The organism is Leptospira venezuelensis (assembly GCF_002150035.1).
Taxonomy (GTDB): Bacteria; Spirochaetota; Leptospiria; order Leptospirales; family Leptospiraceae; genus Leptospira_B; species Leptospira_B venezuelensis.
This window is the reverse complement of sequence record NZ_NETS01000011.1, coordinates 14879-29042: the sequence shown is the minus strand read 5'-3', so window position 1 is coordinate 29042 and position 14164 is coordinate 14879. Positions and strand designations below refer to the sequence as shown.

Below are 14164 nucleotides of genomic sequence, written 5' to 3'. Positions count from 1 at the left end.
GGGCTTCTAAAGGGAAAGCAAAAATCCAATTTCTTTGTTTTCGAGAGAAAAGGTCCGCCTAGGATGGTCTTAGAATGGCGAGAGGGAAACATTCGGACGGGAACCGAAAAGGCCCCAAGTCGATTTATATCCGTAAAATGAGATATGAAGAGGCGTATCGGCTCTTGGACCGGGAAATCCAAGCCGCATTCATGAAGGGAGAAACCCTGGTAGAAGTTGTACATGGGATAGGCGAGGGGATTTTGAAAAAAATGACCGATGACTATATCCGAGAACATTCCTTTCTAAAAATTTTGGAAGATGGTGGACTTCACCTAGCAAATAACCCTGGTTCCACACTTGTGGAGATCATGGGTCCTTCCTCGGAAGATCTAAAAAAGTATTTAAAATAATGGGAAATACAAGACCGAAAGTCCAAATCCTGGATGTGACTCTCAGAGACGGAGAGCAGACCAGAGGTGTAAGTTTCTCAGCTTCCGAAAAACTAAATATTGCAAAATTTCTATTACAAAATCTGAAAGTAGATCGAGTGGAGATTGCATCTGCCCGAGTTTCTCAGGGAGAATTGGAAAGTGTACGCGGGATCATGTCCTGGGCAGCTTCTGAAGGTCTGGAAAAACGGATCGAGATCTTGGGATTCGTAGATTCTCATAAAAGTGTGGATTGGATCCTTGCTTCTGGAGCCAAAACTTTAAATTTACTCACAAAAGGTTCCCTAAAACATCTAGAGGGGCAGCTCAAAAAAACTCCTAAAGAACATTTTGAAGAAGTTTCCGAAACCGTTCATTATGCTAAGAAGAATGGACTGGAAGTGAATATTTATTTGGAAGATTGGTCCAATGGATACTTAAACAGTAAAGAATATGTTTTGGATTTTGTTTCTCATCTTTCTAAAGAACCATTAGGCAAAATTTTCTTACCAGATACATTAGGAGTTCTTTCTCCTGACGAAACATTCTCTGGAATTTCTCTTCTCACACAAAAACACCCTGAATTACATTTCGAATTCCACGGACATAACGATTATGATCTTTCCGTCGCAAACTGTTTATTTGCAGTTAAAGCAGGTGCAAAAGGTTTACACGTTAGCGTAAATGGACTTGGAGAAAGAGCAGGAAATTCTCCACTCGAGGCAGTGATCACTGCATTACACGATAAAGTGGGTGTATGCACAGATGTGGACGAAAAATCAATCTCTGAAGCAAGCCGTTTAGTAGAAGTTTTTAGTGGAAAAAGGATCTCTGCAAACCGTCCAGTAGTGGGAGAAGATGTATTCACCCAAACTGCAGGAGTCCATGCCGACGGGGACAAAAAAGGGAATTTATATGCAAATCCAATCCTGCCAGAGCGTTTCGGTAGAAAAAGAAGTTATGCCTTAGGTAAACTTGCAGGAAAAGCAAGCATCTCCGAAAACCTAAAACAACTTGGGTTAGTACTTTCTCCAGAGATTGAAAAAAAGGTTTTGGAAAAGGTAATCGAGCTAGGCGACCAGAACAAGACTATTACACCTGAAGATCTTCCATTTATCATCGCAGATGTTTCTGGAAATTCAAGTGTACAAGCGATCAAGATACTAGGCTGTAAGATTAACTCAGGAATCGGAATTCGCCCAAAAGCAAGTTTAGAATTAGAATATCATGGTAAAAAGTATTCTGAGGAAGGAGAAGGTGACGGTGGTTACGATGCATTCATGTCTGCTCTCACAAGCATCGCTTCCAAAGCTGGACTTTCTATTCCAAGATTAGTAGATTACGAAGTTAGAATCCCACCCGGTGGAAAAACGGATGCACTCGTAGAAACAATGATCACCTGGAATAAAGCACAGGAAAATCATGAAGAAGAAAATTTCAAGACCATGGGGATTCACTGCGACCAAACAGTAGCTGCAGTTCTAGCTACCGAAAAAATGCTGAACTTAATTCTTCCTACATGGCAAACTTAAAACTGATGATTGTTGGTCTGGGCAATCCGGGCCAAAAATACGAAAGAAACCGCCATAATATTGGCTTTCTGGTCCTCGACGATCTTGCAAAAGATTGGGGAGTGGACCTAAATCATTCTACTAAAGAAGAAAAAGGAAAAATGGATAAGGAAGGAGTTTCTTATTATTTCCTAAAACCTTTGGAATACATGAATCTTTCCGGAAAAGCAGTCTCAGAACTTTCCCGCAAAAATGGGATTCCTCCTGAAAATATCTTAGTCATTCATGACGAAGTGGACTTTCCATTCTCCAAACTCAAATTCAAACAGAGCGGCGGGAACGGTGGTCATAATGGGATCAAAGACATCGCTGAAAAATTAGGATCGCCCGATTTTTTCAGGCTTAGATTCGGAGTGGGAAAACCTGGAGACAGCGCCCTCACCGCAGGACATGTTCTATCCAATTTTAACCAGGAAGAAATGAGTAAATTACCCGAATTATTCGACCAGGCAAAACAAAAAATAAAAGATTGGGTCCGGGAAAGACAGATCATTTTTTCGAAAGCCTCCGATAAATAAACTATCCCGGATAGTTGAAACGCTCCGGGGATTTTACTCCGGAGAAACCTGTGAGCGAATACGCGGTCAAACTTCCCCAATTTCCTTCTGAAATCCTGAATTCTGCCGCTTCCCGTTTTTATGAATATTTGAGAGTGGAAAAAAACTATTCCCAAAATACTCTCAACGCTTATCTCCTAGACCTGAAATCATTCTTCGAATTTTGCCTACAAGAACAGATCGAAATTTACCAATTAGAATCTGTTGATGTTCGTTCTTATTTTGCATTCCTTTCAAAAAACCAAGGTTTGGACAGAAGGACCCAGAGCCGAAAACTTTCCAGCCTTAGAACATTCTACAAAGTATTATTAAAAGATAATTTAGTGCCAGGAAATCCTATCCTTTCTGTGAGTTTTCCTAAAACTAGAAAACAAGTCCCTAAAAATTTCAGAATAGAAGAAACCGAAAGTATTTTAGATTACGAATACGAAAATGAAAACGCATCTGAAATCCTAAACATCAGAGATAAGGCAATCTTAGAAGTTCTATATTCTTCTGGTCTCAGGGTTTTCGAGTTAGTTGACGCGACTCTAGTTCAATTATCTGCAGATCATACTATCTTAAAGGTCTTAGGTAAAAGAAGAAAGGAACGATTCGTATATTTAGGAAAAGAAGCCATCAAAAGTCTAAATGAATACTTAGATGTGCGTCCGAGATTCCGTCCCAGATCTGATGAAATTTTTCTGAATCAAAAGGGAAATAAACTGACGACCAGAGGGGTTCGTTATATTTTGAACGAGAGAAGGAAACGAATGGGATGGGATAAACCCATTACCCCCCATAAATTCCGTCATACGTTCGCAACGGACTTACTCGATGCCGGCGCGGATATCCGTGCAGTCCAAGAGCTATTGGGGCATTCCTCTCTATCCACCACCCAGGTTTACCTGAGCGTGAGTAAGGAAAAGATCAAAGAGGTCTACCGAAAGGCTCACCCACATGCAAGACTCGATAAATCCAAATAAAATACATGCAACAACGATACTTTGCGTCCGCAAAGGCGGTAAAGTAGCGATCGCAGGTGACGGACAGGTTTCTTTCGGAAACACCGTCATGAAAAACACGGCAAGAAAAGTTCGTAAACTTTACTCTGACAAAATTGTATCTGGCTTCGCAGGTTCTGCGGCAGACGCTTTCACCTTATTCGAATTATTCGAAAAAAAAGTGCAAGAATTCGGAGGAAGTCTTTCCAGATCGGCAGTCGAACTTGCCAGAGAATGGAGATCCGACAGAGCGCTTAGAAGATTAGAAGCGATGCTTATCGTAGCCGATAAAGATGAATCCTTTTTAGTTTCCGGAACTGGAGATGTAATCTCGCCTGATGACGGAATTTTAGCAATTGGTTCCGGTGGAAATTACGCATTATCAGCAGCCAGGGCGCTCTATCACCATACAAATTTAGAACCTTCCTCCATAGTAAAAGAAGCAATGAACATAGCCGCAGATATTTGTATATATACTAATCATAATATAATCGTAGAGGAAATTGGACAATGAGCGAGTTTCTTCCACCAACCAGCGAAAGTAAATTAGGAGACGATGAACTCACTCCGAGGCAAATCGTTTCCAAACTAGACGAGCATATCATTGGCCAAAAAAACGCCAAAAAAGCTGTGGCGATTGCTCTTCGTAACAGAACTAGACGCAGAAAATTAGATCCTGAACTAAGAGAAGAAATTTATCCTAAAAATATAATAATGATCGGACCCACAGGAGTGGGAAAAACAGAAATCGCGAGAAGGCTTTCTAAACTATGTGGAGCTCCTTTCTTAAAAGTAGAAAGTACAAAATTTACAGAAGTAGGTTATGTAGGCCGAGATGTAGAAAGTATTATTAGAGATCTTGCAATGGTTTCTCTGAATCTAGTTAAACAAGAATTCAGAAAGGAAGTAGAAGCTAAAGCAAAAGAAAGGGCAGAAGATGCTCTGTTGGATATCCTACTTCCTTTCCCCGCTAAAACCTCGATCGCAGATCCTCATCCACCTTCCATTGGATTTTCCACAAACGAAGCCGAAGAAGAAAGAGAGAAAAGATTTTCCGAGACAAGAGAGACCATGAGAAAAAAGCTCAAGGCGGGAAAACTTAACGAACAAATTATAGAGATAGATATTCCACAAGCAGGTCCTCAAGGACTTCCGATGCTGCAAGTATTCGGAGCTGGGAACATGGAAGATCTAGATAATCATATTCAAAATGTTTTAGGCGATCTAATGCCTAAAAAACAGAAAAAAAGAAAACTACCGATTCCTGAAGCCCTTAAAATTTTAGAAGAAGCAGAAGCAGAAAAACTTTTAGATCCGGACAAATTACAAAGAGAAGCCCAAAAACGTGTAGAAGAAATGGGTATTGTATTCTTAGACGAGATCGATAAGATCGCAAGCAGAGAAGGAAGAGCAGGCGCGGATGTTTCCAGAGAAGGGGTACAAAGAGACTTACTTCCAATTGTAGAAGGTGCAACAGTAAACACCAAGATCGGTCCAATCGTAACAGATCATATTTTGTTTATTGCAGCAGGTGCATTCCATATGTCTAAACCTTCTGATCTTATACCAGAATTACAGGGACGTTTTCCGATCAGAGTAGAACTCGAAAAATTATCCATGGAAGATTTTGAAAAGATCTTAACTGCTCCTAGATCTTCTCTCGTAAAACAATACCAAGCTTTACTCGAAACAGATGGGATCAAAATAGACTTCGCACCGGATGGAATCAAAGAGATCGCAAAGATGGCCTATGAAATGAATGAAAAACATGAAAACATAGGCGCTCGTAGATTAAACACGATCATGGAAAGACTTTTAGAAGATCTTAGCTTCGAAGGTCCAGACTTACCTGAAAACCAAAGAAGCCTGACTATAGATCAAAAAGCTGTCGAATCCAAACTCAAAGGCATCGTAGAGGACAAAGACCTAAGCCGTTATATCTTATAGGTTATAAGTTTCGCACGGAGTTCACAGAGAGCACTGAGTTAAAGAGGTAAGAAGACTCTGCGACTGCGCGTATCTGCGTGAAAAAATCTCTGTGTTCTTAGCGAACTCTGTGCGAAAACTCTGCGCCTTAAAACGCCATTTCGCGAAGTGCAGTTAAAGGATATCTCATATACACAGTGGTAGTACGACTACCTGATGTAATGGTCAGAAGATCCAAAGGATTCAAACCCATAGTATAATAACCTTCGTCGATCATCGCGATACCAAAACCCGCACTTTCTTTTTCGTCCAAAAATTCAGGACGGAAGAAATCTGCAGAATTTCCTTGGTCGAATAATTCTTTATGGCGAATACGGGATTCTTCTATTCTTCCAAAATCCATATTATGGATCGGAGAATCATTACGAATCCTGAAATTCAGTTCGTCTTTGGTGATCTTGATCTTAACAGAAATTCGCATTCTGTTTTTCTTAAGTTTAAAACGTATATCCGTGAGGAATTCTTTCTCTTCGTCTTTTAAGATCTGTTTTTTAGCGCGGATCCTATCTTCTAATTGAAGAATGCTCTGAACCTGTTTTTTAATCTTATCAGGAACCACATATCGATGCATCGCGTCGCGAAGAGGAGAAGTATCCATGATGATCTCAAGTAGTTCTTCTGCTTCTTCTTGAGTCTCACCAAGCCTTTCTATTTTTTTCAGGAGCTCATCTCTGAAAATAATATGGCGGATATTTCCTTTGATCGCGTTTAATAATGCCTCCATAAGTCCGCTGAAAAGATGAAATGCAGCGAGAGGGTTGGCACCGATCTCTTCTAAAAGACCGTTAACGAGTTCGGAAAGAATATCTCTAGTAGGTTTAGTTAGACCTTTCAGTTCTAAATGGAAGAATCTTCTCTGTTTGAGTTCTTCTATATTTTGGAGGATTTGAGCCCCTTTGAGAACAGATTTCTGGTTTGCCATAGGAGGGAACTTAGAAAATTTAGTACACGTTGGCTTGTGGACTCTATACGGCAAGCTGGTTTTAGAGAGATGGCATCAAAAACCGAAGATTTCGAACTAATAACTCCAGATTTGGGAGACACCGATAAAATTGAACTAGTTCGATGGAATTTTCAGTTGGGAGATCAAATTAATGAAGGGTCAGAAGTCTGCGAACTAGTCACGGACAAAGCTTCCTTCCCGATGGAATCTCCGATTAACGGAATATTAGCGAGAATCGACAGAGAGAAAGGTTCCGTCATCAAAAAAGGAGAAATTTTGGGAATGATCCGGAGGAAAGTTTCCGAGTGAAATTGGTCCATCTATCGGACCTGCATTTTCCCGTAATACTTCCTTTCATGACATTGAAGGGTAAGATGATCCCGGGATATATGAACTATACCTTTCGGCGTATGAGAAAGTATCCTCTCTATCTCTGGGATGCGATCGTTCGAAAAGTGCAATCTATAGATCCGGATGTGATCATTATCTCCGGAGATATCACAAACGTCTCTCATTGGAAAGAATACGAAGAATCTAAAAGAATCCTAACTCCTGTACTCGGGGACAAAACATTCATGATCCCTGGAAATCATGATCGATATACTCATGTAGCTGCAGGAAAAAAAGGATCCGATCTGCCATATTACGAAAAATTTTTCTCTCCCTGGATGGGAGAAAGTGTCTCTCTACAAAACGGATATCTTCGGATCAAAAAAATAGGAAAACTAGCACTCGTTGGCTGGGACTCTAATATGCCGCTCTCCGTTCTAAACGCGTATGGATATGTGGGAAAAGAGATAGTACATTCTACGCTGGAATATTTGGAAAAAGAAAAACTGGATCAGTATATTCTAATCTGCCATCATCCAATCTGGAATCCGCCGGAACGCCAGGAAAGCTCCGGTCATAAAATGAAAAATAGGGAAGAAATTGCGGAACTTCTGAAAAAAAGGCCACCTTTAGCCTACTTGCATGGTCATGTACATACGAACTGGGTCAAATATCCGGATCCAGAAAAACCATACTATGTGATCAATTCCGCATCCAGTACCAGAATCTCAGACCAGAGACACCAAAGTGGTTTCCATCTGATGGAATGGAACGAAACAGAATTAAATATTAAAAGATTCTCTTTTTCCAATGAAGAAGGTGAATTCACAGAAACACAAATGATCTCATACCAAGAAAAGGAAACAAATGGCCGGTAAACTCCAACCAATCGATATCCAAAGAGAACTCACAAAGATCAAACATCCGGAGCTAAAAAAAGACATAGTCTCTCTAGGAATGATCGGCTCTCTTGAAATCGGAGAAGAAGAAACAAGTATCATAGTAAAAACCCCTAGCCAAGACAGAAGGGTACAAATCGGGTTAGAAGCACAAATCCGTCAGACACTTTCTAAAAAAGAAGGAGTCGGAAAAGTAAAGATCAAGTTCGAAGTAGATCCTAAAATGACCTTGGACGATTCCAATAAGATCCTTGGAGTCAAAAAGGTAATCGCGATCGGTTCCGGAAAAGGTGGGGTCGGAAAATCCACAGTCACAGTAAACCTTGCATCTGCAGCAGCTGCGATGGGATATAAAGTGGGAGTGATGGATGCAGATATCTATGGACCTTCTATCGGAAAAATGTTCGGAGTCAACGGTAAGGTCGCGCTCAAAGCAGAAGAAGATAAAATTTATCCATTAGAAAAAGACGGACTGAAGATCATCTCTTTCTCTTTTTTAATAGAAGAGAAACAACCTGTAGTGTGGCGGGGTCCAATGTTAGGAAAGGCGGTAGAACAATTTCTGTATGATATCGTCTGGGGAGAACTAGACTTCTTATTTATAGATCTTCCACCGGGAACAGGAGATGTACAATTGTCTCTTGCCCAACTCATAGATTTAGACGGAGCAATTTTGGTAACCACACCACAAACAGTCGCACTTTTAGATGCAAATAGAGCAGCATCTATGTTCCAACAAGTCAAAGTACCGATACTAGGTGTAGTGGAGAATATGAGTGAATTTGTGTGTCCAAATTGTGGACATGCTTCTGCAATTTTTTCAAAGGGCGGAGGTCAAAAATTAGCTGATTCTGCCGATACAAAATTCCTGGGAGGGGTCCCACTTACTATGGATGTAATGAGTGCAGGAGAAGCAGGAAAACCTTTGGTTTTTCAAGAACCTGAGGGAATTATCGCAAAATCCTATAAAAACATACTCCAAAATCTGGCTGAAGAGATAAAAAAGTGGGAATAATACTCTGGGGCCAGTCAGTTAGTACAGAGGGAGGCAAACCGTGAAGTTCGAAAAAGGCACAGAGAAGAATCCATCCGGAAACCTCATAGTATATTGCAATGTTGTTGGAGAAAATCCGCTATTTCCGGGCGGCAAGATTATCGCTTCCAACGTAGTGGTTAGTTTCCTCCGAATTGGAGAAAACTTTCCTGTTGTAACATTTCCTCCCGTTTCTCTAGACAGTTACGAAGACCTAAAAAGGATCATCACAGATCATTATGACAAGTATGATGTGGTAAAGATTAAGGACTTCGAGATGCCAGCAGGCCAAGAGGACTCCAATTCTTATATAAAAGAAAGAATGGATCATTTTGAAAACGTTGTAATTCGATATGTAGAACTATGTAAGAATAGAGAAGGTGGATCTTTCCCTGTTCAGGAAAAAGAACCAGAAGGTGTTAGAGATTATCTGGATGCCCTAGCAAATCTTTCTTTAAAAGTAAGACGTTCTAGCGGGATCGCAAGAGAAGCTTCTCTTCTTCATATGGAGAGACTAGTAGAAACATTTTCCGGAAAACACCCTGAGTTCGATCTTCATAATTTCCGCAAGGCTCTGGAAGTTCCAGGCCAAACCGGAGAAGAGTTAGTTGGATTATATCTGCAAAAATTCAATGCTATCTCTTACGAAAGATACGAAGATGCTTCCGATCTGAATAAAAAGATCCAAGCAATAGAATCAGTTTAACCCTTAAAAAATCCGGGACCGTTCGGTCCCGAGTATTTCCTTTTATTTGTTACTTGCCATTCCTTAGTGTTCTACTTCTTATAATTTCCTATGGGAAAAGAATTCTTTATCTGGCCTGATCTAGGTGTATATTGTGGAGAATCCTTTTCTACAATCAGGCATAGCCATTTTTTCTCCCAGATCTGCTGTTCACTAAACGAAGGACAAGTCCGTCTCCAAGGGGGTAACGGAGAATGGAGAAAATATAAAACTGTATTCGTACCTTCCAGAATATCTCATAGAACAGAACAAACGTCTGAAAAATTCATCATACTCTTGGTCGATCCCTTAGGAATTGGAGAAGGTATATTCCGAAATCAGAAAATAGAAATGGGAGAACCAGGGATAGAAGTTGGAGATCAAATTCCTGCGCAGGAGATCCGAGATTCATTTAAAGAAGAAAATCCAACTCGAATCCGAATGCGTATTTTAGAACTTTTAAATTCAGTAAGATCTTCTCAGAAACCAAAAGTGATGGACTCAAGAATCCAAAATTCTTTGCCCAAAATTGGTTTAGAAGAAAGTAATCTCATTGAAATTGCAAAGGGTTTCGGATTATCCCAGAGTAGATTTAGGCATTTATTTCGAGAGGAAACTGGTATTACTTTTTCCGAATATAAAATTTGGACAAAGATTAGAAAGGCCGTCTTGTATTTATCAACTCAGCCCCAATTGGTACAAGCAGCGCTCGAAGGCGGGTTTGCAGACCAGGCACATTTTACACGCATCTTTAAAAATTCATTCGGGTTAAGACCCTCTGATTTTTTTCAAAAAGAAGAAAATTTCGCTCCTCGTTTTTTTCCGGACTAGCCCCTAAATTCAAGATATCATTCCAGAAATACGTTACCTTCTTCTTATCACCCCGGAGAGAATGAAATGAATTGGATAATGCCTAAAGATTGGAAGATAAGATACAAACAAGAACTAGATCTTTCTAAAAAATATAAAGAAGAAGGAAATCTAAATGAATCTTGGAGGCATTTGGAAAGGGCACACTTGATCGGGCAATATTATCCGGCACCACATACAGGGAGCCATTTCAGGATGTTATTATTTGCGATCGAACAAAAAGATAGAAAGGAAATTTTAGGACAACTTTTGAGAGTTTCCTTGGGTTGGTTGGGTTCTTGGTTGAATCGAATTCCAGTAGGAAACACTGGTGGGGCAAATGTACCTATCATGCAACCGATGCCGATCCCGAAAGATCTATTGGATCTTCTTACAAACGCAGATCAAGAAGCAAAAGGTTTGTCCGGATTAAAAACCCGAACTTAAATTTATTTAAGGGCTCCAACGCGGATAAAGATCTATCTCTCTTCCTAATAGTCTGAAAATCCTAGTAGCCATAAAATCTCCCAGGTCTTCTAAACTTTTAGGCATTTGGTAAAAACCAGGAGACGCAGGAGCAATGATTGCACCTGCGTCATGAAGAGCTAACATATTCTCTAGATGGATCCGATTATAAGGAGTTTCTCTAGGAACTAGGATGAGCTTTCTTCTTTCTTTAAGAGATACGTCAGCTGCTCTTTCAATTAAATTTTCAGTGATACCGGTGCGAATGGCCGCAACGGTTTTCATAGAACATGGAACTACAACCATCCCGTCCCAAATGTTTGAACCGGAGGCAATATCGGCGCCGATATCTTCGAATTTACGAAGATGAAATTTATGAATTTGTTTAGGATTCCATTTTTTACGCACAAGCTCTAGGACGTCTTCTCCCGTTTGGACATTTGCCTCGTATTCCTCCCTAAAGACTCGGATAGAAGCAGGGCTAGGAACAAACCAAGTCTCTCCTGGAATTTCCATAAGTGCTCTTAAAAACCTGGCAGCATAGATGGAGCCGCTTGCTCCAGCCATTGCGAGTACTAGTCTCAATGATCTTTCTTCACTCATTTTAAAACCTGGAAAATAGAGAAACGAGCTGAGGACCGGTTTCTGCCAAAATCCCCAAAAAGATAACAAGAGAGATCCAAGAATGGATTTGATAAAAACCTGGTGGAAAATTTCCGTCCTTGTTCTCAGATGCGATCTTTTGCTCCCTAAATAGTAAATATGCTACAACTATTAAAAATACCCAGAAAGCACCTTGAAAACCAGAATACCATGCAGCAACGGCCAGAAAAGAAATAGATAGAATATGAGAAATTCTTGATATTATAAACGAATTTTTTTCCCCGAAACGAGCGGGAACAGAATGTAGCCCTTCTTTTTTATCGAATTCTCTATCTTGTAAAGCATACAAAATATCAAATCCTGCCAGATTGAAAGCGAGCCCTAGGGTCCAAAATCCTGCAATCCAAGAGAACTCTTCTCTTATAGCAATCCAAGTTGCAAGAGGAGCAAGACCAATCGTTACACCCAGATAAAAATGGCATAAAAAAGTAAAACGTTTTGTATAAGAATAAGTTAATAAAAGAAATAGGGTAGGGAAGGAAAGATAAAACGAAAGTGAATTTAAGAACCAACTCCCCATAAAAAACACAAGAGCAGATCCTACGATAAATATCACTGCCATAAAATCTGAGATTTGACCACTAGGAATTTCTCTATTTGCAGTCCTTGGATTTTTAGCGTCAATCTTGCTATCCGCCCATCTATTAAATCCCATAGCAGCACTTCTTGCACCAACCATACAGACCAAGATCCAAAACAATTTTTGACCCATAGCAGAAAGAGAAAGACTTGGCTCTTGTAAGATCGCGAGAACAAATGCGATCCCAGCAAATGGAAGAGCGAATAAAGTATGGGAGAATTTTATAAAACGACCGTATTTACCTAGAGCAGCAAGAGTATTGGAAGCCATCAGAGGAAGTCTTATAGAATACTGTTAGTTAGAAAGCAGATTTTTTAGAACCAAAACGAAAATGGATGATTTTTTGACCTCCCGGAGAAATCATCGTATCTATGATCCAAAACACGGATACCAAGCCAAATCCAAACGTTTCTTCCGAGGAAATTGATTCTCTGTTAACAGAGATCGTATCTTCTACCGAACTACATTTTAAATGGTTAAATACTCTTTCTCTTTTGGAACATATCGGTTCTCGTAAAATTCATACAAGCCAATCTGGACCGTTACTCTCCGAAATGGTTTTAAGACATGCTTCCGAAGAGGCAAGACACGCAGCTTATTTTAAAAAATTAGCATTAAAAGTTAAACCCGACGGAACTCAAAACTTCGAAAAGGATTCCTTACTCTGCGGATTTTCTGCAGTTTCCTATTTCCAAAAATTGGATCTTTCCGTAGAAAGATCATTCGGAGCGGAAAATTTTCCAAAACATACGAAATCGTTCCTCTGCTATCTGTATGTAACAAAATTAATAGAAGAAAGAGCTGGTTTAGTCTACGAGACTTATGACCAGATTATAGATCAAAAAAATGTTGGAATCTCCGTAAAAGGGATCATCAAAGAAGAAGAATCACATCTATCCGAAATGGATTCTAAACTTTCCGAAATGGACCCTAAATTCGAGTCCAGAACATTAGAATTTAGAGAAAAAGAAGAAAAACTTTTCCAAAAGTACTTTCAAAATTTAAGAAAAGAAGTTTTTCAATACTCTTCATCCAAATGAATTTTTTTCCAAAATTCGAGATCAAAAAATTAGGCGCGCTGATTCTTTTAGCAGGCCTAGTTCTTTTAGGACCTTCTCTCCAAACCCAATCTTCTTCGGCCGAAAGAAAAGATTCTCCTATCGGACTCGTGGTTTACTGTCCTTTGCAGTCGGAAAAAGAAACTCCATTTGATTTCGAAAGAACCTTAGGTCTATGGTACAAAAGGTATAAACAACAAAAGATCAATGAAGGTGGAGGAGCAATCTTACTCGTCTCTGCTCCTTATTTGCCTAAAACCTCAGAGGAAATCGAAAGACTGAAAAAAAATCTTGGCGCTGAGATCATCTTCACCGGTCATCATTCTGTACTTCCCAAAAAGGAAACTACTGAACCTTCGAAAAAGGTAAAAAAGAAGAAGGTTTTAAAAAAGAAAAAGAAACCTGCGTCCAAGGAAACAAATCCAAATCCTGAACAGCCAGAAAAGTTAACTCCGAGGAAACCGGAAGATCCTAAGCCGATAGAAGAAACCTCCGAAAGTAAACCTAAGGAGCAGACTTCTGAAACCAAAGCAAAAGTTTCTAAGAAGAAAAAAAGCAAAAAGAAAGTACCTAAAATTTCTGCTAAAAAACAGCCGGTGATCCCACCAGGAATTTTAACGGTTAAGGAAGAAGGCGGAATGAACTTTGTATTCTATTCTCCTTCTCCAGAATCAATCCAAAACGACGAAAAAAATCCGTCTCCTTGGATTGCAGATTTTAAAAGCCAGTTCTCAAAAACTTTCGAATCTCAGATATTCCACTTTTTACTCGCACAGGACCCGAGTGAAAAACCGAACGAGGATCTGAATCCTATTGCGGTAGGTTTGTCTAATTTCAAATTAGAACTTTCGGATAGTTTACCTTCTATCGTTCTTTTATCTTCTCCAAGAGCTTTGCGTTTCTTTAATGGAGAATATAGTTTTGGATGCGGGGCGACTCCTGGTTCCTTAAAGATCAGCATTTTAGAGTTATTTTTTAGAAATGGAAGATTGATCCGGATTAATGAAGAAGTCCAAACCTTAAATTCTAAAGAATCAAACAAATCCTGGATCTTAGAATAAGAACTTCTTATTTCAGTATCTAAATCTAAACGAATTTACAGATTCTCTTTCT

Annotated in this window: 17 protein-coding genes; 14 read left to right on the top strand and 3 right to left on the bottom strand. The window is 39.7% G+C overall.

The window, feature by feature from the left end; translation table 11 throughout:
- The first annotated feature begins 74 nt into the window (after window positions 1-74).
- Genes B1C82_RS16335 through hslU form a run of 6 tightly spaced genes read left to right on the top strand, consistent with a single transcriptional unit; the run spans window position 75 to window position 5468 of the window.
- Window positions 75-392: a Smr/MutS family protein gene (locus B1C82_RS16335; RefSeq protein WP_086448669.1), complete on the top strand. Its 318-nt coding sequence runs from the start codon at window positions 75-77 to the stop codon at window positions 390-392.
- Window positions 392-1942, top strand: coding sequence for a (R)-citramalate synthase CimA (gene cimA / locus B1C82_RS16330; RefSeq protein ID WP_086448668.1), 1551 nt, complete (start codon window positions 392-394; stop codon window positions 1940-1942). The genes B1C82_RS16335 and cimA overlap by 1 nt, the downstream gene beginning before the upstream one ends.
- Window positions 1930-2499 carry an aminoacyl-tRNA hydrolase gene (pth, locus tag B1C82_RS16325; protein ID WP_086448667.1) on the top strand — a complete coding sequence of 190 codons (570 nt, stop codon included), beginning with the start codon at window positions 1930-1932 and terminating at the stop codon, window positions 2497-2499. Before cimA ends, pth begins: the two co-directional genes overlap by 13 nt.
- 50 nt (window positions 2500-2549) lie before the next feature.
- Window positions 2550-3503: a tyrosine recombinase XerC gene (locus B1C82_RS16320; protein ID WP_086449334.1), complete on the top strand. Its 954-nt coding sequence runs from the start codon at window positions 2550-2552 to the stop codon at window positions 3501-3503.
- Window positions 3478-4035 (top strand): ATP-dependent protease subunit HslV, encoded by a 558-nt coding sequence (gene hslV, locus B1C82_RS16315; RefSeq protein ID WP_411550332.1) that lies wholly within the window; start codon window positions 3478-3480, stop codon window positions 4033-4035. The genes B1C82_RS16320 and hslV overlap by 26 nt, the downstream gene beginning before the upstream one ends.
- Window positions 4032-5468: an ATP-dependent protease ATPase subunit HslU gene (gene hslU / locus B1C82_RS16310; RefSeq protein WP_086448666.1), complete on the top strand. Its 1437-nt coding sequence runs from the start codon at window positions 4032-4034 to the stop codon at window positions 5466-5468. The genes hslV and hslU overlap by 4 nt, the downstream gene beginning before the upstream one ends.
- A 127-nt stretch (window positions 5469-5595) precedes the next feature.
- Here the strand turns inward: hslU and B1C82_RS16305 are convergent, their stop codons facing one another.
- Window positions 5596-6429 (bottom strand): hypothetical protein, encoded by an 834-nt coding sequence (locus B1C82_RS16305; protein WP_086448665.1) that lies wholly within the window; start codon window positions 6427-6429, stop codon window positions 5596-5598.
- 69 nt (window positions 6430-6498) lie between these two features.
- On the opposite strand from B1C82_RS16305, the gene B1C82_RS16300 reads away from it, so the two are divergent.
- The 6 genes from B1C82_RS16300 to B1C82_RS16275 all read left to right on the top strand — a co-directional run bounded on the left by B1C82_RS16300 (window position 6499) and on the right by B1C82_RS16275 (window position 10732).
- Complete coding sequence (locus B1C82_RS16300) at window positions 6499-6759, top strand: lipoyl domain-containing protein (RefSeq protein ID WP_086448664.1); 261 nt, start codon at window positions 6499-6501, stop codon at window positions 6757-6759.
- Window positions 6756-7658, top strand: coding sequence for a metallophosphoesterase family protein (locus B1C82_RS16295; RefSeq protein WP_086448663.1), 903 nt, complete (start codon window positions 6756-6758; stop codon window positions 7656-7658). The genes B1C82_RS16300 and B1C82_RS16295 overlap by 4 nt, the downstream gene beginning before the upstream one ends.
- Window positions 7648-8694, top strand: coding sequence for an Mrp/NBP35 family ATP-binding protein (locus tag B1C82_RS16290; RefSeq protein ID WP_086448662.1), 1047 nt, complete (start codon window positions 7648-7650; stop codon window positions 8692-8694). Before B1C82_RS16295 ends, B1C82_RS16290 begins: the two co-directional genes overlap by 11 nt.
- Window positions 8695-8734: 40 nt before the next feature.
- Window positions 8735-9418 (top strand): hypothetical protein, encoded by a 684-nt coding sequence (locus B1C82_RS16285; RefSeq protein ID WP_086448661.1) that lies wholly within the window; start codon window positions 8735-8737, stop codon window positions 9416-9418.
- 90 nt (window positions 9419-9508) lie between these two features.
- The gene (locus B1C82_RS16280; RefSeq protein WP_086448660.1) at window positions 9509-10267 is read left to right on the top strand and encodes a helix-turn-helix domain-containing protein; all 759 of its coding nucleotides are present in this window, start codon (window positions 9509-9511) and stop codon (window positions 10265-10267) included.
- A 66-nt stretch (window positions 10268-10333) separates the two neighbouring features.
- A complete protein-coding gene (locus B1C82_RS16275; RefSeq protein ID WP_086448659.1) occupies window positions 10334-10732 on the top strand; it encodes a DUF3703 domain-containing protein in 399 nt (132 codons plus the stop codon).
- A gap of 6 nt (window positions 10733-10738) precedes the next feature.
- On the opposite strand, the gene B1C82_RS16270 is transcribed toward B1C82_RS16275, so the two are convergent.
- Window positions 10739-11335, bottom strand: a complete 597-nt coding sequence (locus B1C82_RS16270) for a UbiX family flavin prenyltransferase (protein ID WP_167373780.1) — start codon at window positions 11333-11335, stop codon at window positions 10739-10741.
- A gap of 19 nt (window positions 11336-11354) precedes the next feature.
- Complete coding sequence (locus tag B1C82_RS16265) at window positions 11355-12263, bottom strand: UbiA-like polyprenyltransferase (RefSeq protein WP_086448657.1); 909 nt, start codon at window positions 12261-12263, stop codon at window positions 11355-11357.
- Between the two features lie 101 nt (window positions 12264-12364).
- Between B1C82_RS16265 and B1C82_RS16260 the strand changes: the two genes are divergently transcribed.
- Window positions 12365-13033 (top strand): hypothetical protein, encoded by a 669-nt coding sequence (locus tag B1C82_RS16260; RefSeq protein WP_086448656.1) that lies wholly within the window; start codon window positions 12365-12367, stop codon window positions 13031-13033.
- A complete protein-coding gene (locus B1C82_RS16255; protein ID WP_086448655.1) occupies window positions 13030-14112 on the top strand; it encodes an LIC11612 family fibronectin-binding protein in 1083 nt (360 codons plus the stop codon). Before B1C82_RS16260 ends, B1C82_RS16255 begins: the two co-directional genes overlap by 4 nt.
- Window positions 14113-14164 lie beyond the last annotated feature (52 nt).

What these genes read in the sequence shown, in the direction of transcription:
- hslU (WP_086448666.1), top strand. Translation starts at nt 4,032, where the DNA reads ATGAGCGAGTTTCTTCCACCAACCAGCGAAAGTAAATTAGGAGACGAT.
- hslV (WP_411550332.1), top strand. Translation starts at nt 3,478, where the DNA reads ATGCAAGACTCGATAAATCCAAATAAAATACATGCAACAACGATACTT.
- B1C82_RS16260 (WP_086448656.1), top strand. Translation starts at nt 12,365, where the DNA reads ATGATCCAAAACACGGATACCAAGCCAAATCCAAACGTTTCTTCCGAG.
- cimA (WP_086448668.1), top strand. Translation starts at nt 392, where the DNA reads ATGGGAAATACAAGACCGAAAGTCCAAATCCTGGATGTGACTCTCAGA.
- B1C82_RS16300 (WP_086448664.1), top strand. Translation starts at nt 6,499, where the DNA reads ATGGCATCAAAAACCGAAGATTTCGAACTAATAACTCCAGATTTGGGA.
- B1C82_RS16265 (WP_086448657.1), bottom strand. Translation starts at nt 12,263, where the DNA reads ATGGCTTCCAATACTCTTGCTGCTCTAGGTAAATACGGTCGTTTTATA.
- B1C82_RS16280 (WP_086448660.1), top strand. Translation starts at nt 9,509, where the DNA reads ATGGGAAAAGAATTCTTTATCTGGCCTGATCTAGGTGTATATTGTGGA.
- B1C82_RS16335 (WP_086448669.1), top strand. Translation starts at nt 75, where the DNA reads ATGGCGAGAGGGAAACATTCGGACGGGAACCGAAAAGGCCCCAAGTCG.
- B1C82_RS16255 (WP_086448655.1), top strand. Translation starts at nt 13,030, where the DNA reads ATGAATTTTTTTCCAAAATTCGAGATCAAAAAATTAGGCGCGCTGATT.
- B1C82_RS16305 (WP_086448665.1), bottom strand. Translation starts at nt 6,429, where the DNA reads ATGGCAAACCAGAAATCTGTTCTCAAAGGGGCTCAAATCCTCCAAAAT.
- B1C82_RS16290 (WP_086448662.1), top strand. Translation starts at nt 7,648, where the DNA reads ATGGCCGGTAAACTCCAACCAATCGATATCCAAAGAGAACTCACAAAG.
- B1C82_RS16275 (WP_086448659.1), top strand. Translation starts at nt 10,334, where the DNA reads ATGAATTGGATAATGCCTAAAGATTGGAAGATAAGATACAAACAAGAA.
- pth (WP_086448667.1), top strand. Translation starts at nt 1,930, where the DNA reads ATGGCAAACTTAAAACTGATGATTGTTGGTCTGGGCAATCCGGGCCAA.